The sequence below is a fragment of the Luteitalea sp. genome, from assembly GCA_009377605.1.
GTDB lineage: Bacteria > Acidobacteriota > Vicinamibacteria > Vicinamibacterales > Vicinamibacteraceae > WHTT01.
Genome location: WHTT01000001.1, coordinates 33,108 through 52,352, shown reverse-complemented (window position 1 = coordinate 52,352; position 19,245 = coordinate 33,108). Strand labels below are relative to the sequence as shown.

Sequence of the window (19,245 nt, the reverse complement as noted above, 5' to 3'; positions counted from 1 at the left end):
CGACGTCTCTCGTCAACGGCTCTTCCAACGATGTATCGCGCTTCCTTTCGCTGCATCAACGGGTGCCCCGGTGAGTATCCGCTGACGCAGCCCATTTATCGCTGCCCTCACTGCCAGCATCTGCTGGAAGTCGCCCATGATCTCGCGGCGCTGGGAGATCGCTCACCCGCCGCCTGGATGCGGCTCTTCGACGACCGCTACAAGCGAACGGCCTGGCCCTACGGATCGTCCGTGTGGGGGAAGAAGGAGTGGGTGTGCCCGGGCCTTCCCGACGAGCACATCGTCTCCATGGACGAAGGCGGAACCAACCTGCTGTGGGCCGAGCGTTACGGCCGTGCGCTCGGCCTCGAAGACGTGTGGGTGAAGCAGTGCGGGAACTCGCACACCGGCTCGTTCAAGGATCTCGGCATGACCGTTCTCGTGTCGGTCGTGCGCTACATGATCGCGCTGGGCCAGCCGGTGCGCGCGGTCGGGTGCGCCTCGACCGGCGACACCTCCGCCTCGCTCGCCGCCTACGCGGCGGCGGCGGGCATTCCGGCCATCGTCATTCTGCCGAGGGGACGCGTGTCGGTGGCGCAGCTGATTCAGCCGCTGGCGAACGGCGCCACGGTGCTGGCGCTCGACACGGACTTCGATGGCTGCATGGCCATCGTCAAGCGGTTGGCCGAAGAAGAAGGGGTTTACCTCGCCAATTCCATGAACAGTCTGCGTCTCGAAGGCCAGAAGACGGTGGCCATCGAGATCGTCCAGCAGTGGGACTGGGAGGTCCCGGAGGTGATCATCATCCCAGGCGGGAACCTGGGCAACGTGAGCGCGCTCGGCGCTGGCTTCGACATGATGGAGGCGCTCGGGCTGATCCGCAAGCGACCGCGCATCGTCGTCGCGCAGGCGGCCGCCGCCAATCCTCTGTATCTCGCCTCTCAGCGCAGCTGGCAGTTCGAACCGGTCGTCGCGCAGCCCACGCTCGCGTCGGCCATCCAGATTGGTAATCCCGTCTCGATTCAGAAGGCGATCCGCACCCTCGAGAAATATGACGGCATCGTCGAGCAGGCCACCGAAGAGGAGCTCGCCAACGCGGCGGCACGCGCGGATCAGTCAGGCATGTACAACTGTCCCCACACGGGTGTCGCCTTGGCGGTGCTGGAAAAGCTCGTTGCTCGTGGAGAGATCGATCGAGGCGATCGGGTTGTCGTGATCTCGACGGCCAATGGTCTCAAGTTCACCGAGTTCAAGGAGCGTTACCATGAGCGCGCCCTGGACAATGTCGTACCGCGGTATGCAAACACACCCATCGAATTGCCAAACGACTACGACGCCGTGAGACGCGCCATCGAGTAGCTCGGCCCCGCAGCCTTCCTGGACCTCAGCCTGGTCTGAGGCCACAGTGAATGTGATACAACTGCTGGCATGTCAGAGTTCATGGACGCGCCTGGCCCCGGCCGTTCACCGACCGCGCGTCGCGCCAGCCGTTCAGCGGGCAGGCCCCGCCTTCGCGCTGCTTCGGCTCGGCGCACCGACTCGCAGGACGCGGAGGCACCTGGGTTCCCCGGAGCACAGAACGCGGAGGCGGCCCTCGAGGATGCTGTGCCCAGCGCGTCCGAGCGCGTCGTGCACCACGTGCGAGTGCTGCTCGAACAAGGGCTGCTCAAGCCGGGCGATCGCCTGCCACCGGAGAGACAGCTCGCCGTGGAAGCGGGTGTGAGTCGGTCGAGCGTGCGGGTCGGCCTGCGCGCGCTCGCGACCATGGGCGTGATTCAGTCGCGTCACGGCTCGGGCACTTACGTGGTGGACGGACCGCCGATGCTCGAGAGCGAGCCACTTCGCTACCTGGCGACGCTACATGGCTTCAGCCGCGATGAGATGTTCGAGGCGCGCCGGTTGCTCGAGGTGGGCGTCGCCGGCCTGAGCGCAGAGCGGGCCACTGGCGAAGACCTCGCCGCTATCGCGGAGGAGGTGACGAGTATGTTCGCCTCGATCGAGATCCCACACGACTTCCTCGTCCACGACATCCGCTTCCATCGAGCCGTGGCGGCCGCGTCCGGCAATCCCATCCTCGCCTCGCTCGTCGAGATGGTCTCCGCCGTCTTCTACAAGCGGCGGCGAGAAACGGTCGCACGAGCGCGAGATCTCAAAGAATCGGCCGAGATGCATCGGCGCATTTATATGGCCATCCGCCAACGCGACACCACAGCCGCGCGCGCCCTGATGAACGAGCACCTCCAGCAAAGTTGGCAGGCTCAGATATCCGAAGAGACGTAGCCGGATTCTCACTGTCCGGCGGCTGAGGAGCTCGCTCATGAGACACGTCGGCAGACGACAGGTGCATCACCGACCTTCGTCCGCCTTCTGATCTTGTTGAAAGCGCGCCAGGACCTTCCACCTATCGGGATCCTGCATCGACAGCGTGGCGAAGTAGAGCGAGACGTCTTCCGGAGGGAACGACGCACGAACCTGCCCGACGGCCTCGTCGAGCCGCGCCTCGTCGAGCTGCGGCGTGACATCCTCTGCAATCAGACCATTCTCGTGTGGAATGCCCAGCGCATCGAGAAACGTGGACATCATCGGGCGCTGCGACGCCAGGTGATAGGCGACCAACAAGCTGGCCGCAAGCGTTTCCGAAAGCGCGCTCGCCGACGCGAGCGCGCGGACCCGGCGCTCGAGCGGCATGCCCATCACCGATTTTGGCCGAAAATGCAGCCGCTCGGCGATGAGGCTCACGGCTTCGGCTTGCTCGGCTGAAGGGGTGTCTTCGCGCCAGAACGCATCTGCCGCGGCACGCCGTTGCGCAGCGGTCATCTGCTTCCAGAGAATAGATGGTCGGGAATTCGGTGTCTCCGTCATTGCACAATGGTCAGCGTTGCGATCCGTCCGCCAACGCGAAGGCGGCTCCGTCAGGATAGTGTACGTCGGCCGGCACGACGCTTGCAGCTCATCGTCACAGGATTGGGAAAGGCGTCCGCGCACATGCGGCGCAGAGAGGACAACTGATGCGTAGCATTCGCGATATTGGCCTGAGCCTGCTGTGCGGCGGCCTCGTCATAATGGCTGGCGCCTGCACGAGGACGGCGGAGCCGGAACGGCCCGCGCGGTCCGAGGAGGGACGGCCGGCGCCGACCGAGGCGGCGGGGGCCGACGAGACGTTTGCACCGACGGCCGGCAATCGCCTGGCGAATGACGATGCGCCGGATGCGGCCACGGCGCCGGCGACCGGCGAGGCGACAGAACCGGCACCGGCACCGGAGCCCGACGCCGAGAGGACGAATCGCCCCAGCGCGTCGGACTCGGTCAGCGAGCCGCGTACCGCGACGACCGACCGCCCCGATACGGCACCGGCCGGTCGTGAAGCCCGTAGCGATTCACGCGAGACGGCCAGCCCGGCACCTTCCGCACCTGCCGTTCCGCTCACCCGCGTTATCACGGTGCCCGACGGCACCTCCCTGCCGCTCGTTTTGACGGGCGCGGTAGCATCGGACACGAGCGAGGTAGAGGACCCGGTCGATGCACGGCTCGCGAGCGCCGTGGATGTCGAGGGCACGACGGTCATTCCCGAAGGCTCCGTCGTTTCCGGGACCGTCTCCGAGGTGCAACGCTCGGGCCGCGTGAAGGGCGTCGCTCACCTTGGCATTCGCTTTCACACGCTGGTCATCGGCGAACAGAGCTACGATATCCGCACGGCAGGAGTCGCGCGACAAGCGAAGGCCACCACGAAGAAGGACGCGCAAAAAGTCGCCGTCCCGGCGGCCGCTGGTGGTGTGATCGGCGCGATCGCCGGTGGTGGGAAAGGTGCGGCGATCGGCGCAGCAGCAGGCGCCGCTGCCGGCGGCGGCGCGGTGCTCGCCACTCGCGGCCAGGAAGTACGTCTCCCTTCCGGATCTCGCGTGACGACGACGCTGGCGGCACCGCTGGAAGTGACTGTGAAGAACTGAATCAGGTTTCGGATTCAGGATTCAGGAATCAGGAGTCGGGAATCCTGGAAAGTGCGGCGCATTCTGCACATCGACATGGACGCCTTCTACGCGTCGGTGGAGCAGCGCGATCGCCCCACGCTGCGCGGACGTCCCGTGGCCGTGGGCGGCAGCCCGAGCGGGCGGGGCGTTGTCTGCGCGGCCAGCTACGAGGCACGCAAGTTTGGCGTCGCTTCGGCGATGCCGACGGCGCGCGCCCTCCGTCTCTGTCCCGACCTCATTGTTGTCCCACCTGATTTTGCGAAGTACCGCACGGTTTCCGGTGAGGTCTTCGCAATCTTCCGCAGCGTCACCTCCCTTGTCGAGCCGCTCTCGCTCGACGAGGCATACCTCGATGTCACGGAGAACACCTGGGACGAGCCGCTCGCATCCAACGTTGCACGCCGGCTCAAGGCGAACATCCGCGACGTCACCGGGCTCACCGCGTCGGCAGGCGCCGCGCCCAACAAGTTTCTCGCGAAGATCGCGTCGGGCTGGAAGAAGCCCGACGGCCTCACGGTCATCGCCCCGGAGCGTGTCGAGGCGTTCCTGCGTGAGCTCCCGATCGAAGCCCTCTGGGGTGTTGGCCCCGTTACGGCTCGTCGCTTGCGCGAGCGCGGCATCGGTCGCCTCGTGGACGTGCGTGCCGCACGCCCTGAGCTCCTCCATGAGAGCGTTGGCTCGTTTGCGGAGTCGCTCGTCCGCTTGGCGCACGGCATCGATGATCGGCCGGTTGAGCCCAACCGTCCCCTGAAGTCGCGCGGTTCAGAGAACACGTACGCCACGGACCTCACGAGCCTTGCTGAGATTCAACATGAGGTTGCAGCGATGGCGCGCCACAGCGCCACCTGGCTCGTGCGAAAGAGCCTGTGGGCCAGAACCGTCACCCTGAAGGTGCGGTACGACGACTTCACGACCATCACCCGCAGCAGCACCGCGAGCCCGGCCTCCCGTGACGAACCAGAGATAGTCAGCCGCGCCCTGAGCCTGTTGAATCGCACGGACGCGGGCGTACGGCCGGTGCGCCTCCTCGGCGTGAGCGTGCACAATCTGTGCGAGTCACCCTGGGGGCCCACACGTACCGACGACCTCACACCACGCCTCCCCTTCGACAGTGACACGTGACATTGGACAGCCTCAGAGGGTCTGAAGTGCTGGGCGGGCCGCGGTTTGGGCGCTGTCGTCCCCGGTCCTCAGTGCTGAGCTGCCGACGTGCGGCTTGTTCAACGCCCCATTTGCGCTCGGGTGTCAAGGGTACTGACGACCTGGATTGGTAGAGTGCGACGGCCGAAATGTACAGGGGTGCTCCCGGGCTGCTCGACGGGGGTCGCGCCGCGCAACGGGGCGGACGTCGCGAGGGTATGAAGAGTATAGTTGAGTCGAAACTGCTGATTTGACAGGCAGTTGATACAGTATGCTCCCAGTTAGACGCAACGGATGAGCCGGTGGCGGTGTGTTTGGCCCGAGCAACGGCCCGGCGTATCCCTTTTCGGCACAATCGCAGAAAGGAGGACCAACCTGATGCAGAACATGATGGACCGGTTCAACGAGCACGTGGGTGCGTCTCTTCCCAGCGTGCTTGGCGCGCTGGTTATTCTCATCGTGGGCTGGCTAGTGGCCCTAATCGCGGCCGGAATCGTGCGCGGCTTGCTGAAACGTACCGACTTCGACAACAAGCTGGCCGGATGGATCTTCGGCGCCCGCGGCGCGAAAGTGCCTATCGAGCGGTACTTGGGTCAGATCGTCTTCTGGGGCGTGATGCTGTTCGTGCTCATGGCCTTCTTCCAGGCCCTGCAGCTCACGGCCGTCACCGAGCCACTCAACGCCCTGCTGCAGCAGATTACCGAGTTCGCCCCCCGGCTCCTGGGCGTGCTGGTGCTGCTCATCGTCGCTGCCGTGCTGGCCGCCATCGCGCGAGCAATCGTCACGCGCGCGTTGACTGCGACCGGTGCTGACCAACGACTCGCCGTAGAAGGGGGCCCCCCTCTCAGCCAGACGTTGGGCGAAGCCATCTACTGGATCGTGTGGCTGCTCTTCCTCCCAGCGATCCTGAGCACGCTGCAGCTCTACGGATTGCTGACACCAATCCAGGGCATGCTCAACAAAGCGCTCGCCTTCCTGCCGAACATCCTTGCGGCGGCGCTGGTGCTTGGCGTCGGTTGGTTCGTGGCACACCTGGTCCGCCGCATCGTGTCGAGCCTGCTCGCGGCGATTGGCGTCGACCGCTTGGGTGAGCGCCACGGGTTGCAGCAAGCCCTAGGTGGCACGTCGGTCTCCGGGGCCATCGGCACGGTGGTGTATGTTCTGGTGCTCCTCCCGGTTGCTATTGCTGCGCTCAATGCTCTCCAGCTCGAGGCGGTCACTCGCCCGGCGAGCAACATGCTCGATACGCTGTTGAGCTCCGTGCCAGCGATCTTTGGCGCGGCGCTGGTCATCGTGCTCTCGTACGTGATCGGCCGTGTGATAGCGGAGCTGGTCGCCCGAACGCTGTCTGCGGTTGGCTTCGATAACTTCCTGGCCAAGCTCGGCGTCGTCGGGCAAGCGGGCGCAGCCCCCACGCGGAAGCCCTCGACCATCGTGGGGCAGCTGATTCTCGTCGCCATCCTCCTGTTTGCTGCCATCGAAGCGGCGGGGCTGATGGGCTTCACGGAACTGCAAGCGTTGCTGTCGTCGTTCATCGTTTTGGGCGGCCACATCTTGCTCGGCCTCGTCGTGTTTGGCGTCGGGCTCTACCTCGCGAACCTGGCGGCCAACGTGATCCGAGACAGCAACGTGACCAACGCGCGGTTCTTGGCCAGTGCCGCACGCGTGGCGGTGCTCGTGCTGGCGGGCGCCATGGCGCTCCGTCAGATGGGGCTCGCCAACGAGATCATCAACCTCGCCTTTGGGCTCCTCGTGGGGGCCATCGCCGTGGCGGTGGCCTTGGCGTTTGGTCTTGGTGCACGAGACGCCGCTGGCCGAGAGGTCGAGTCGTGGGTTCGATCCGTACGCCGGCCCGAGTGACAGGGTGACGGGGTGAGGGGGTGACAGGGTGAAACTCACCGAGTCACCCTGTCACCGAGTCACCCTACCGGCGTACGAACCTGACACAGACTGGTGAAGGGACTTCGACCTGCGTGCCAGTGGGTGCGAGTCGGCCACTTTGCTGGTCGATGCGAAAAACCACAAGCGAGTTGGAATCTTGATTGGCGGCGAGCAGATAGGTGCCGCTGGGATCGATGCCGAAGTGGCGTGGCGTCTTACCGCCGCTGGCTCGATGCTCCACCGGGCTGAGACGCCCGTTTGCTTCGTCTACGCCGAAGACTGCGATGGTGTCGTGGCCACGGTTCGATCCGTAGACGAAGCGGCCTGACGGATGTACCTGGACGTCGGCCGTATGGTTGGTGCCGCTGAAATCGGCTGGCAACGTGGGCAGCGTCTGCAGAGCCTCGAGCGTGCCCTCCGCCGCGTCCCAGGCAAAGGATGTCACGGTCGACTGGAGCTCGTTCATCACGTAGGCAAAGCGGCCGTTGGGGTGGAACGCGAGATGCCGTGGCCCGGCCCCAGGCTCGACTCGGGCATCTGGGGGATCGTGCGGTGTAATCGTGCCTGCCGTGGCATCGAGCCGATAAACCAGGATGCGATCGAGCCCTAGGTCCGCCGCCAACGCGAATTGGTTGCTTGGGTCGGGATTGATGGAGTGGGCATGCGGCCCTTGCTGCCGCTTCGGATCGACGCTCGATCCTTCGTGTTGCACGGTCGCAGAGGCTGATTCGAGGCGACCATCCTCGTCAATAGGCAGCACGGCAACGCTGCCGCCCCCGTAATTCGCGACGAGCACGTGCGCTCCCGCCTCGTCTACGGCCACGAAGCATGGGCCTGCTCCGCGGGACGATTGCTCGTTCAGGAGTGTCAGCGAGCCGTCGGGACCGATGGCAAACGCGCTCACGGCACCGCCCGGGCGGTCGCCGTCGTTGCCGCTTATCTCGTTCACGGCGTAGAGCACGCGCTTGGTCGGGTGAACGGCAAGGAAGCTTGGACTCTTCGCCTCGGCGGCCAACGTGGGCTCGGAAAGCTGTCCCGTGCGCGGATCCATCCGCAGCAGGTAGATGCCCTTGCTCTCGCCGTTGGTATAGGTGCCGACGTAGACGAACAGCTCGCCGGTTGTCTCACCGCCTTGCGAGGCCTCGGCCGGCTGATTCGTCAAGAGCGATGCGCCGATCAAGGCAACGCCGATGAGACAGGACATCACCGGTGGGCACAAGGAATCTTTGATCCAGAGATGAGCACAGATAGACACGCGTGAAACTATACACAGCTATGTTTGGAATCCGGAAGGGCCGCCCTACAGCGCCTCTGTCACCCGTGATGCCGCTTCCATCTTCTCCGGCTCTGGGGTGAAGTCTTCCCCGGGGTTGATGAACCGGTCCGATTCCCACTCGTACTGCCGGTCGTGGAGCTGCCGGTAGCGTCCGCCCCGCACGTAGAGCTCCGCGTGCGTCCCACGCTCGATGATCTGACCATCCTCGATGACGAGGATCTGATCGGCGCTCCGGATCGTCGAGAGGCGATGTGCGATGACAAACGTCGTACGGCCGCGGCGCAGCATGCGTAGCGCGTCTTGAATCTTGCCCTCGCTCTCGCTGTCGAGGCTCGACGTCGCCTCGTCCAAGATCAGAATCTTGGGATCGGCAAGGATCGCCCGTGCAATGGCCACGCGCTGTCGCTGGCCGCCCGACAGCCGAACGCCGCGCTCGCCGACGACCGTCTTGTACTTCTCCTCGAACGCCTCGACGAACTCGTCGCAGTGCGCGATACGCGCCACTTCCCGCACCTCATCCATGCGTGCGTGCGGACTGGAATAGCGGATGTTCTCGGCAATGGTACCGTCGAACAAGAAGTTGTCTTGCAGCACGACACCGAGCTGGCCGCGATAGCTGGCGAGCTGTACATCGCGCAGGTCATGGCCGTCGATCAGGATCCGCCCAGACGAGGGTCGATTGAAGGCCATGACCAGGCTGGTCAGCGTGCTCTTGCCAGAGCCGCTCGAACCGACGAGAGCGGTCGTCGAGCCGGCCGGCGCCCGGAACGACACGCCCTTCAACACCGGTACGCCTTCCTTGTACTCGAACCACACCTCCTCGAACCCAATCTCTCCCTGGAGATCCTCGAGCCGTACGCGGTCGCTATCGCCGTCGTCTTCGGCGACGGTTTGGCGAATCTCGCGAATGCGATCGAGACCGGCGAACGCCTCGGTGATCTGTGTGCCAATCGACGCCATCTGGACGAGCGGTGCGGTCACCAGGCCGACGAAGATGACGTACATGAACAGATCGCCGACCGTCCAGTAGCCGCTGAGCATATCGCGGCCGCCCACGACGATCATGAGCACGCCCACGACGCCCATCACCACGGTGGAGAGCGCGGTGGTCAGTGAAATGCCCGTCATCGACTGCGCGACGTTTCGGAGCAGGCGATGCGCGCCGCCGGCAAAGATAATCTGCTCCCGCCGCTCGGCCGTGTAGGCTTTCACCTCGCGAATCCCGCTCAGCCCTTGCGACAGCCGGCCGGTCACCTCCGCGTTGATCTTCCCGCGCTCGCGGAACAGCGGCCGCAACCGCTTGAACGCCAGTGCCATGCCGCCGGCAAACGACCCAAGGAGGACGAGCGTCGCGAGCGTCAGCGTCCAGTTGAGATAGAACAGCACGCCAAGCGCGAGCACGGCCGAGACGATGCCACCCGCCAGTTGCACCAGGCCGGTGCCGACGAGGTTCCGAATACCCTCCGCGTCGCTCATGATGCGCGAGATGAGGATGCCGGTTTGCGTGGTGTCGAAGTACCGAACCGGGAGGCGAGTGACGTGCGCATGCACCGAGCGACGCAGCTCCGTGATGGCGCGCTGCGCGGCTATGCCGAGCACCTGTGTCAGCGCAAACGAGGTGACTGCCTGCACGAGCGTTGCCACACCCGCCGCGATCGCCAGCGGCACGAGCAGATCATGGCGCTGCTTTCCGACGACATCATCGATGAGAAACTTCGATGTAATCGGAAGGACAAACCCGATCGGTCGATTGATGAGCATCAGCACCGCGCCCAGCGTCAAGCGTGCGCGCCGCGCCCAGATGATCGCGCGTGCTTCCTCCCAGGCGTTGCGGTAGTCGATGCGCTTCTTCGTCTCCGGGGAACTAGGCATAATCAGCGTCGATCACTCAGGTTATCCGCGCGCCGCCGTGATGCGGATCAGCCGATCGGGTAGGTCGTGAGGCTAGGACGCCCCGCCGAGGCGTCCGGCCCGGATCTTTCATCTTACAGCGAACGCGCGGCCTAAAGGTCGGGCCCACCCTCACCCAGCGTCGCATGCGCGGTCGCGGGCTCGATGAAGAGGAAGGCCACGCCGGCGCCAATCGCCACGCCAACCAGCAGCGCCGTGAGACCGACATCCGCCCCACCGACGATGGCGGCGCCGAGCATCAACAGGAGCGCAACCGCCCAGTCCGCGCTGCGCACCAGCCAGGAAGCGCGGCGCCGCTGCAGATCGAGTGCCGCAGGATAGCAACGAGACGTGAACGCAAGGTTGAAGCGCAGCGTCGCCGCGAGCGCCACGACCGCCACATTGACGACGAACCACAGCGTGCGCCATGGTCCCGGCGTCATGTGTGCGCGCACCAGCCACATGGGCCAGAGCATCACGCCGTAGACGAGCGACACGACGACCTGGTGAACCTCCCATCCCAACCGCGTTGCCGGTTGACGCTCGCCGGGTGCGCCGCCGTGCGTCATCGGCACCGAGCCGTCCGGCTCCACGCTCTCGGCCGCGTGACCCTGCCTGCGCGTCTCGCTGGCAAGTGAGCCGCGCGCTTCCACGATGGCAGACACGAGGTCGTCGGTCGCCGTAAACCGCTCGGCAGGGTCCTTCGCCAAGCAACGTGTGACCACGGGCTGCAGCTGCCTCGCCACTGTGTCACCGACGACGCTGAGCGGTTGCGGCTCGTCGCGCAAGATCCGCGCCCACGTCGCCGGCACTTCCGGTCCACGGAACGGATGCTGCCCGGTGATCAGCTCGTAGAGCAAGACGCCAAACATGAACTGATCACATCGTGCGTCCGCTTCTTCGCCGCGCAGCTGCTCGGGCGACATGTACGCCGGCGTCCCCACGATCATGCCAGTCTGCGTGAGCCGTGTGGGCAGCGACCCGGCGCGCTCCGCAGGGGCGACCTGCGCCAAGCCAAAGTCCACGATCTTGATGCCGTGCTCACTCCGCACGACGTTCTCTGGCTTGAGGTCGCGATGAACGACACCCTGTCGATGCGCAGCCGCCAACGCGCGGGCGATGTCCAAAACGGTGCTCAGAAGGTGCCCACCTTTGAAAGGGCCCAACGCCTCCAACTCATCCCGAAGGGTTCGGCCGCGCACGTACTCCGACACGATGAAGAGCACGCGTCCAACCTCTTCGAGGGCGTAGACGGTGGCGATACCGGGATGCGACAACGCCGCCGCCGCGCGTGCTTCACGCCGCAAGCGGGCCCGGCGGCCGTCATCGCTGGCAACTGCGGCTGGCAGGAGCTTGATCGCCACGGAGCGGTTCAGCTCGGTGTCGCGGGCCAGATAGACGATGCCCATGCCGCCTCGCCCGAGCTCCTCCTCGATGGCGTAGCGGCCCAGGCGAGAGCCGGCCGACAACGGTTGTGCGTCTACCGACGGACCAATGGAGGACAGGGCTCCGCGGGCGAGCAAGTCGAGTGGATCGAGCCCCTGCTCGAGGAAGTCCGGGTCGGTTTCGTGGGCGGTGACGAGCGCCTCGATTTCGCGCCGAAGGGCAGGCGCGTCCGCGCACGCCCCCTCGAGGAAGGCCGCTCGCTCGGTTCGAGGCCGTGCCAGCACCGCATGAAATAGCTCGTTGATGCGGCGCCATTCCTCCCGACGGCTCACGGCGCCTCGCTCCCGACGAGCCGGCGCCGCAGCCAGGCACGCGCGACGGTCCAATCGCGCTTGGCTGTCGCCGGCGAGACATCGAGTTGCCCTGCCGCCTCCTCGATCGACAGGCCACCAAAGAACCGCAGCTCGACCAATCGCGCCTGGCGCCGATCGAGATCCGCAAGCTCCTCGAGCGCGCCATGCAACGCCTCGACGTCGATCGAGCCCGGCGATGTGGCGACGAGCGCTTCATCGAGCGTGATGCGAGCCGCGTGTCCGCCCCGCTTCTGCGCGTGTCGCGCGCGCGCGTGCTCGACCAGGATCTGACGCATGGCGCCGGCCGCAATCGCGCAGAAGTGTGCGCGGTTTTGCCAGGCGGTGTTGTGCTCACGGAGAAGGCGCAAGTACGCTTCGTGCACGAGCGCGGTGGCCTGCAGCGTATGACCCGGTCGCTCGCGCTGCAGGTAGTGCGCCGCAAGCCGCCGGAGCTCCCGGTACACCACTGGCAGCAACGTCTCGAGCGCGTCGGCGCGCTGCCGCTCATCGGCCCTGCGGCGTCCGTCCGGTCCATTCATGAATCTCCGCGATTCTCGATCGTCGTCCATCGCGCGCACAATAGGGGTGCGGATATGTCGGCTCCGGGCGCCACACGAGCGGTGGGCTCGCTGCCGCACGCGGGAGCACATCAGTCATCATGACATTACCAGCTCGTCTCGTGACACTGGGATGGGACGACCGCTTCGCCCGAGAATTCCAGCATTACGCCGCCGCAGGCCTGGTCCCGGGGCGTGTCGTCGCCGAGCATCAGCACATCTATCGGGTGAGCACGGACGAAGCAGAGATGCTCGTCCGTGTCGCAGGGCGCGCCCGGCATCGTTGGCGCGCGCGCGACGCGTTTCCAGCCGTCGGCGACTGGGTGGCGCTTCGCCTGGCGGCGCACGATCGGACCCCGCTCATCGAGGGCGTGCTGCCGCGTCGGAGCCACTTCTCGCGCAAGGCGGCTGGCCGGGTGATTGAGCAACAGGTCCTGGCGGCCAATGTCGACACGGTCTTCCTCGTGAGCGGTTTGGATCACGATTTCAACACGCGCCGGATCGAGCGCTATCTCGTCACGGCGTGGGCGGGTGGCGCGGCGCCGGTCGTCGTGCTCAACAAGGCCGACAGGTGCGACGATATCGATGCGCGACTGCGGGACGTGGAGGCGATCGCTCCCGGCGTCCCCATCGTGGTCACCAGCGCGGGTCGAGGCGATGGGCTCGAGAAGCTCCGTAGCCACGTGCGACCGCGACGTACGGTCGCCTTCCTCGGATCCTCGGGCGTCGGCAAGTCGACCCTGATCAATCGGCTCCTGGGAGAGGCCCGTCAGGCCACACGCGAAGTGCGCGCCTCGGACCAGCGCGGACGACACACGACGACGCATCGGGAGCTGATCGCCGTGCCCGGCGGTGGATTGCTCATTGACACGCCAGGAATGCGGGAGCTGCAGCTCTGGGAAGGGGATGGGGCGTTGGAAGCAGCCTTTCCAGACATCGAGGCGCTGGCAACCGATTGTCACTTCACGGATTGCAGGCACGATCGAGAGCCGCGCTGCGCGGTCAAGCAGGCTGTCGCAGACGGCCGTCTCCCCGCCGTGCGGCTCGCGCAGTACCAGAAGCTTCGACGCCCTTGACCCCTGATTCCTGAATCCTGTCTTGTATGATGGAGCCATGTCGATCGATGGCGACCATGTGAATGGCCTGGCACCGACGCTCTTGCTCTCGATGCCCCAACTGACGGACCCGAATTTCGAGCGAACGGTGCTCCTCCTCTGCGAGCACACGCCGGATGGCGCGTTCGGTCTCGTGCTGAATCGGCCGACCACCACCGCCGCCGCGGAGGTTGTGAACCTCGCGCCGCCCGTCCGCGCAACGAGCGGCCCTCTCCTGTGGTTTGGTGGTCCTGTGGAGCCCCAGCGCGGCTGGATCCTGCTTGGCGGACTGCCCTCGGGCGTCGATGATGACGTCACCCAGGTCGCACCAAGTCTCTATCTCTCCACCTCACTCGAGCTGCTGCGGCGTGTCCTGATCGACACGCCGCCCCGCACGCGCGTGCTCACCGGCTATTCCGGCTGGGGCCCTGGCCAGCTCGATGCCGAGCTCGCCGCTTCGGCGTGGCTCACCATGGAAGCAGACGCCGGACTCATTTTCGACACGCCGGCAGATCAGATGTGGGATCGGGGCATTCGCATGCTCGGCGCGGATCCCGCGTTTCTCCAGGGCGGCCAAGGGGTCCACTAATCTGGCGCGTTCGGCGAACGCGCCCTACCGCCCTTCGCCCATTCCACATGCTCCCTCACGGCTGGATCCGCGAGTGACGGGGCGTCGGCTCGGTCATCATCGCACAGTGCCGCTTCACTCTCCGGGCCGGCGCTGTTGCCAAGCGCAACCGAGAGGTTGCGACGGAAGCGGCGGAGCCCGGCCCGAGTCATGGCACTCGCCTTGAGCGCCGCCCGCAGATCGGTGTCCGATCGGCGCCAGAGATCGATGGTGCGCGTTCGATCGAAGATCGTCCGCGGCAGCCACGCCGGATCGTCGCTCGTCGGCGCGCGCCGGTTCCAGGGGCACACGTCCTGGCAGATATCACACCCATAGACATGTTCTCCCACGTCGGGCCGCTGTGACCGTGGGATGGCACCACGCACCTCGATCGTCAGGTACGAGATACACCGGGTTGCATCGAGCACATACGGCTCGACCAGCGCACCGGTTGGGCAGGCCTCGAGGCACCGCGTGCAGCTACCGCAGTGGTCCAGCGCAGGCGCGTCCGGCTCGATCTCGAGACCGCACAAGATCACGCCCAGGAAGATCCACGAGCCGACATCCTGGTTGATGACGCACGTGTTCTTACCAATCCAGCCCAGGCCAGCACGCGCGGCGAAGACCTTTTCCTGAACCGGGCCTGTATCGACGTAGGAGACCGCGTCGAACAGCTCACCAGCCGCATCCTTCATCCAACCCAGAAGCAAATGCTGCCGCTGGCCGATGACGTCATGGTAGTCGTCACCCCAGCCGTAGCGCGCGATACGTGCTTCGCCAGGTCCGCACGTCGCCGAGTACGGCCGGTCAACGTTATAGATGGTCCCCGTGACAATGACGGACCGAGCGTTTCGGAGAAGGAGATGCGGGTCTGCGCGCTTGTGGGCCGTTCTGGCGAGATACTGCATCTCGCCTGCGTATCCCCGCGCGAGCCATTCGCGGAATCGGCCGAGCTCTGGAAACGCCTCCGCAGGCGCAATGCCACAGAGGTCGAAGCCGATTTCCGAAGCGCGCGATTTGATTGCAGCGGCTGTCAGCATGCTGCAAGGAATCCACTCAGCCCGCCTGCACTAACTTGCGAAGCACGTACGGCAGGATGCCGCCATGCTTGAACGCGACGAGCTCCTCCGGCGTGTCGATGCGCACGGTCACGGTGAACGTGATGGGATGGCCCTCATCGGGCGTCGCACGGACGGTGAGCTCTCCGCGCGGCTGCAATTCGGCGGCGATCCCGGCAATGTCGACGCGCTCGCGTCCTGTCAGTCCCAGGCTCGCGGCGTGATCACCAGACTTGAACTGCAGTGGCAGCACCCCCATGTTCACCAGGTTGCTCCGGTGAATGCGCTCGAAGCTCTCGGCGATGACCGCTCGCACGCCCAGCAGCTTGGTCCCTTTTGCGGCCCAGTCGCGCGACGACCCAGAGCCGTACTCCTTCCCCGCCAAGACAATGAGCGGCACCCCTTCGGCTTGGTACCGCATCGCCGCTTCATAGATCGTCATCTGCTCGTCGTCTGGCAGATGGATCGTGAAGCCGCCCTCCACGCCTGGCACGAGCTGGTTGCGCAGCCGAATGTTTGCAAAGGTCCCACGGACCATGACCTCATGATTCCCGCGCCGTGCACCATACGAGTTGAAGTCGCGCACACGGACGCCATGCTCCTCGAGGTACTTCCCAGCCGGGCTGTCGGCCTTGATTGATCCCGCCGGCGAGATGTGGTCTGTCGTCACGCTGTCCCCGAGCACACAAAGGACACGCGCTGCGGCGACGTCTTCGAGCGGCTGCGGCGTGAGCGTCATCCCCTCGAAATAGGGTGGGTGTCGGACATACGTGGAGTCGGAATCCCACACGTAGCGCTCGCCCTCCGGCACCGGAAGCGCGCGCCAGCGTGCGTCGCCCTCGAACACGCTGGCATACTGCCGGCGGAACATCTCCGCCTGCACCGCAGCCGCCATCGTGTCTTGAATCTCTCTGCTGCTGGGCCAGACGTCCTGAAGATAGACAGGCGCCCCGTCACGATCCGTTCCAAGGGGCTCGGTCGTCAGGTCGATCGTCATCCGACCGGCGAGTGCATAGGCGACGACGAGCGGCGGTGAGGCCAAGTAGTTCGCACGAACTTGCGGCTGAATGCGCCCTTCGAAGTTCCGATTGCCCGACAGCACCGAGCAGACGACGAGGTTGCGCTCGTCGACGATAGCGGACACCTCTTCGGGAAGCGGGCCGCTGTTTCCGATACAGGTGGTGCACCCGTAGCCAACGAGATTGAACCCCAGCGCGTCCAGGTACTCCGTCAGACCGGCCTCGCGGAGATACTCCGTCACCACCTTCGACCCCGGGGCGAGGCTCGTCTTCACCCAAGGCTTTCGTGTGAGCCCTTTCTCGACGGCCTTCTTCGCGAGCAGGCCGGCGCCGATCATCACGCTCGGGTTCGAGGTGTTCGTGCAGCTCGTAATAGCGGCAACGACAACGGCGCCATGATCGAGCTCATCGACCCAGGGGGGCGCCTCGGTTGCGGCGGCGGCACCGGCGCTCGCGAGGGCGGCGCCGCCCCCGCCGCCGGTCGCCGTGCCCGTCACACGGGGCTCCTTCTTCGGTGCGGTGAGCAGGGACTGAAGCGCTTCACCGAACCGCGCCTTGGCCTGTCCGAGGCGTACGCGATCCTGCGGGCGCCGCGGCCCGGCGACGCTCGGCTCGACGCTGGCCAAGTCCAGCTCGATGAGGCTGGCATAGCTCGCCTCTGGCGCCCCCTCCGAGCGGAACAGCCCCTGCGCCTTCGTGTAAGTCTCGACGAGCGCCACCTGCGCCTCGTCACGTCCCGTCAAACGCAGATACTCGAGCGTCATCGTATCGATGGGGAAGATGGCGATGGTCGCCCCGTACTCGGGCGACATGTTCCCAAGCGTCGCGCGGTCGGCAATGGTCAGCGCGGCGAGACCAGGACCAAAGAACTCGACGAACTTCCCCACCACGCCTTGCTGGCGGAGGATCTCGGTGATCGTCAGCACGAGGTCCGTCGCCGTGACCCCCTCGGGTAGGTGGCCGCTCAGGCGGAAGCCCACGACGTCTGGAATCAGCATCGAGATCGGCTGGCCGAGCATCGCGGCCTCCGCCTCGATCCCGCCGACGCCCCAACCCACCACGCCCAAGCCGTTGACCATGGTGGTGTGCGAATCGGTGCCAACCAGCGTGTCTGGAAACAGGATGTGGCGGCCATCGTCTTGGTCACGACATGTGACCCGCGCCAGGTACTCGAGATTGACCTGATGCACGATGCCCGTTTCTGGCGGCACGACACGGAAGTTCGAAAAGGCGTTCTGGCCCCAGCGCAGGAACACGTAGCGCTCTCGGTTCCGCTCGTACTCCAGCTCGCCATTTCGTTCGAGCGCGTCGCGCAAGCCGAAGACGTCCACTTGCACCGAATGGTCGATGACGAGCTCGACCGGCTGAAGCGGGTTCACCTTCTTCGCGTCGCCGCCGAGCTTGACGATGCCCTCTCGCATGGCGGCCAGATCGACGATGGCGGGAACCCCTGTGAAGTCCTGCAGCAGCACACGAGCGGGCGAGAAGGCAATCTCCTTCTCAACGCCAGCTGTGACGTCCCACGTCCCCAACGCTTCGATATCCGACGCCTTGACGAAGCCGCCGTCCTCGCGCCGGAGGAGGTTCTCGAGCAGTATCTTCAGCGAGTACGGAAGACGCGAGACCTGAGGAAACTTCTCGGCGAGCGCTGGCAAACTGAAGTAGTCGAACGTCTCGCCGCCGGCGCTCAAGGTTGTTCGGGTGTCGAAGGAATCGAGGCTGCTCATCTGAGTGTCCTGTGCATGAGTGTCGTTCGTCGGACTGCAAGATCCTTCATGATATCACCGCGTACGAGGAGCGGCTTTGCGCATCAGACCGGCTCGCGTAAGATCGCGGGCGGTACATGGATCACTCCGCGTCGCCCGACACACGCGCACGCCGTGCGTTTGCGCGTCTATTCACCTCTGCACCGTCCAGTGTCGTGCGCTCGCCCGGCCGCGTCAACCTGATTGGCGAGCACACCGACTACAACGACGGCTTCGTGCTGCCAATGGCCATCGATCGGGCCGTCTGGATTGCGTTCCGGCCGATCACGCAAGCGGTCGTGCGTCTCTACTCGGACGACTTCGACGAGTGGTGTGAGCTCGATCTGCTGGAGCTTTCCCACGGCCGACCAGCCTGGTCCGAGTACATCAAGGGTGTTGCGTGGGCGCTTCGACAACAGGACCTCCCGCTCGGTGGATGGGAGGGTGTGCTGGCCGGCGATGTGCCAATCGGCGCCGGGCTCTCCTCGTCGGCTGCGTTGGAGCTCGCCGCGGCACGGGTCTTCGCGAGCGTCTCGCATCTGACGTGGGATCCGGTGCGCATGGCGAGGGCCGCGCAGCTCGCCGAGAATCAATGGGTCGGCCTGCAGTGCGGCATCATGGACCAGCTCGTGGCGGCTGCGGGCCGCGCCGGCCATGCATTGTTGATGGACTGCCGCTCGCTGGCGCTCGCCGCCATGCCGCTGCCGCCAGGCACGGCCGTCATTGTGCTCGATACGTTGACACGGCGCGGGCTCACCGACTCGCCGTACAACGAACGGAGGCAGCAGTGTGAAGAAGCGGCCCGGGCGCTCGGCGTGCCGGCGCTGCGCGACGTGAGCATCGCCGCGCTGGAGGACCACCCTCGACCGCTCGACGGTCTCATGGGCCGGCGCGCTCGGCACGTCGTCAGCGAGAACGAGCGCGTGCTGCGCGCCGCCGACGCGCTTACCGGCGCGGACGCCGCGACATTCGGCCGCTTGATGAACGAAAGCCACTGCAGCTTGCGAGACGACTTCGAAGTGTCCAGTCGCGCCCTGGACGTCATGGTGGAGGCTGCTCTGCAGGCCGGCTGCTACGGTGCGCGAATGACAGGTGGCGGCTTTGGTGGCTGTGTCGTTGCGCTCATCGACGCCGGAACGATCGACGCGTTCACCGCACGTGTTACCGAGCGATACCTGGCACAGGAGGGACGTCCACCGGATGTCTACGTCTGTCGAGCGACGGACGGCGCCGCCGTCACCGCTTGACCACGTAGCGCAGGCCTTTAGGCCTGCCAACTGCGGGTCAGGCAG

15 protein-coding genes are annotated in these 19,245 nt (G+C 65.7%); 8 read left to right on the top strand and 7 right to left on the bottom strand.

Going from position 1 to position 19,245, the window contains the following annotated elements; genetic code table 11:
* Positions 1-30 precede the first annotated feature (30 nt).
* Both thrC and GEV06_00220 read left to right on the top strand, forming a co-directional pair.
* Complete coding sequence (gene thrC / locus GEV06_00225) at positions 31-1,338, top strand: threonine synthase (protein MPZ16329.1); 1,308 nt, start codon at positions 31-33, stop codon at positions 1,336-1,338.
* 81 nt (positions 1,339-1,419) lie between these two features.
* Positions 1,420-2,259: an FCD domain-containing protein gene (locus GEV06_00220; protein MPZ16328.1), complete on the top strand. Its 840-nt coding sequence runs from the start codon at positions 1,420-1,422 to the stop codon at positions 2,257-2,259.
* A gap of 66 nt (positions 2,260-2,325) precedes the next feature.
* Here GEV06_00220 and GEV06_00215 read toward each other — a convergent pair whose 3' ends face one another.
* A complete protein-coding gene (locus tag GEV06_00215; GenBank protein MPZ16327.1) occupies positions 2,326-2,796 on the bottom strand; it encodes a hypothetical protein in 471 nt (156 codons plus the stop codon).
* Positions 2,797-2,987: 191 nt separating this feature from the next.
* Between GEV06_00215 and GEV06_00210 the strand changes: the two genes are divergently transcribed.
* The 3 genes from GEV06_00210 (at position 2,988) to GEV06_00200 (ending at position 6,947) form a co-directional block, all read left to right on the top strand.
* On the top strand, positions 2,988-3,926 hold the full coding sequence (locus GEV06_00210; GenBank protein ID MPZ16326.1) for a hypothetical protein: 939 nt from the start codon (positions 2,988-2,990) through the stop codon (positions 3,924-3,926).
* Positions 3,927-3,977: 51 nt separating this feature from the next.
* Positions 3,978-5,069 carry a DNA polymerase IV gene (dinB, locus tag GEV06_00205; GenBank protein MPZ16325.1) on the top strand — a complete coding sequence of 364 codons (1,092 nt, stop codon included), beginning with the start codon at positions 3,978-3,980 and terminating at the stop codon, positions 5,067-5,069.
* A 396-nt stretch (positions 5,070-5,465) separates the two neighbouring features.
* Positions 5,466-6,947: a mechanosensitive ion channel gene (locus GEV06_00200; protein ID MPZ16324.1), complete on the top strand. Its 1,482-nt coding sequence runs from the start codon at positions 5,466-5,468 to the stop codon at positions 6,945-6,947.
* A gap of 64 nt (positions 6,948-7,011) precedes the next feature.
* Here the strand turns inward: GEV06_00200 and GEV06_00195 are convergent, their stop codons facing one another.
* The 4 genes from GEV06_00195 to GEV06_00180 form a co-directional block, all read right to left on the bottom strand.
* Positions 7,012-8,172 carry a beta-propeller fold lactonase family protein gene (locus tag GEV06_00195; GenBank protein MPZ16323.1) on the bottom strand — a complete coding sequence of 387 codons (1,161 nt, stop codon included), beginning with the start codon at positions 8,170-8,172 and terminating at the stop codon, positions 7,012-7,014.
* Between the two features lie 96 nt (positions 8,173-8,268).
* The gene (locus GEV06_00190) at positions 8,269-10,116 is read right to left on the bottom strand and encodes an ATP-binding cassette domain-containing protein (GenBank protein ID MPZ16322.1); all 1,848 of its coding nucleotides are present in this window, start codon (positions 10,114-10,116) and stop codon (positions 8,269-8,271) included.
* Positions 10,117-10,247: 131 nt separating this feature from the next.
* Positions 10,248-11,852: a protein kinase gene (locus tag GEV06_00185; GenBank protein ID MPZ16321.1), complete on the bottom strand. Its 1,605-nt coding sequence runs from the start codon at positions 11,850-11,852 to the stop codon at positions 10,248-10,250.
* The gene (locus tag GEV06_00180; protein ID MPZ16320.1) at positions 11,849-12,412 is read right to left on the bottom strand and encodes a sigma-70 family RNA polymerase sigma factor; all 564 of its coding nucleotides are present in this window, start codon (positions 12,410-12,412) and stop codon (positions 11,849-11,851) included. Before GEV06_00180 ends, GEV06_00185 begins: the two co-directional genes overlap by 4 nt.
* A gap of 119 nt (positions 12,413-12,531) precedes the next feature.
* Here GEV06_00180 and rsgA point away from each other — a divergent pair, with 119 nt between their 5' ends.
* Positions 12,532-13,506, top strand: coding sequence for a ribosome small subunit-dependent GTPase A (rsgA, locus tag GEV06_00175; GenBank protein ID MPZ16319.1), 975 nt, complete (start codon positions 12,532-12,534; stop codon positions 13,504-13,506).
* A gap of 37 nt (positions 13,507-13,543) precedes the next feature.
* Positions 13,544-14,113, top strand: coding sequence for a YqgE/AlgH family protein (locus tag GEV06_00170; protein MPZ16318.1), 570 nt, complete (start codon positions 13,544-13,546; stop codon positions 14,111-14,113).
* Here the strand turns inward: GEV06_00170 and queG are convergent.
* Both queG and acnA read right to left on the bottom strand, forming a co-directional pair.
* Positions 14,110-15,171, bottom strand: a complete 1,062-nt coding sequence (gene queG / locus GEV06_00165) for a tRNA epoxyqueuosine(34) reductase QueG (GenBank protein ID MPZ16317.1) — start codon at positions 15,169-15,171, stop codon at positions 14,110-14,112. The genes GEV06_00170 and queG overlap by 4 nt on opposite strands.
* Before the next feature lie 16 nt (positions 15,172-15,187).
* The gene (gene acnA, locus GEV06_00160; GenBank protein ID MPZ16316.1) at positions 15,188-17,935 is read right to left on the bottom strand and encodes an aconitate hydratase AcnA; all 2,748 of its coding nucleotides are present in this window, start codon (positions 17,933-17,935) and stop codon (positions 15,188-15,190) included.
* A 116-nt stretch (positions 17,936-18,051) separates the two neighbouring features.
* On the opposite strand from acnA, the gene galK reads away from it, so the two are divergent.
* Positions 18,052-19,200: a galactokinase gene (gene galK, locus GEV06_00155; protein MPZ16315.1), complete on the top strand. Its 1,149-nt coding sequence runs from the start codon at positions 18,052-18,054 to the stop codon at positions 19,198-19,200.
* Positions 19,201-19,245: the final 45 nt, after the last annotated feature.

Bases quoted from the DNA above. Each gene is read 5' to 3' on its own strand.
- thrC (MPZ16329.1), top strand. From the start codon at position 31: ATGTATCGCGCTTCCTTTCGCTGCATCAACGGGTGCCCCGGTGAGTAT.
- GEV06_00220 (MPZ16328.1), top strand. From the start codon at position 1,420: ATGGACGCGCCTGGCCCCGGCCGTTCACCGACCGCGCGTCGCGCCAGC.
- GEV06_00215 (MPZ16327.1), bottom strand. From the start codon at position 2,796: ATGACCGCTGCGCAACGGCGTGCCGCGGCAGATGCGTTCTGGCGCGAA.
- GEV06_00210 (MPZ16326.1), top strand. From the start codon at position 2,988: ATGCGTAGCATTCGCGATATTGGCCTGAGCCTGCTGTGCGGCGGCCTC.
- GEV06_00200 (MPZ16324.1), top strand. From the start codon at position 5,466: ATGCAGAACATGATGGACCGGTTCAACGAGCACGTGGGTGCGTCTCTT.
- GEV06_00195 (MPZ16323.1), bottom strand. From the start codon at position 8,172: ATGTCCTGTCTCATCGGCGTTGCCTTGATCGGCGCATCGCTCTTGACG.
- GEV06_00190 (MPZ16322.1), bottom strand. From the start codon at position 10,116: ATGCCTAGTTCCCCGGAGACGAAGAAGCGCATCGACTACCGCAACGCC.
- GEV06_00180 (MPZ16320.1), bottom strand. From the start codon at position 12,412: ATGAATGGACCGGACGGACGCCGCAGGGCCGATGAGCGGCAGCGCGCC.
- rsgA (MPZ16319.1), top strand. From the start codon at position 12,532: ATGACATTACCAGCTCGTCTCGTGACACTGGGATGGGACGACCGCTTC.
- GEV06_00170 (MPZ16318.1), top strand. From the start codon at position 13,544: ATGTCGATCGATGGCGACCATGTGAATGGCCTGGCACCGACGCTCTTG.
- queG (MPZ16317.1), bottom strand. From the start codon at position 15,171: ATGCTGACAGCCGCTGCAATCAAATCGCGCGCTTCGGAAATCGGCTTC.
- acnA (MPZ16316.1), bottom strand. From the start codon at position 17,935: ATGAGCAGCCTCGATTCCTTCGACACCCGAACAACCTTGAGCGCCGGC.
- galK (MPZ16315.1), top strand. From the start codon at position 18,052: ATGGATCACTCCGCGTCGCCCGACACACGCGCACGCCGTGCGTTTGCG.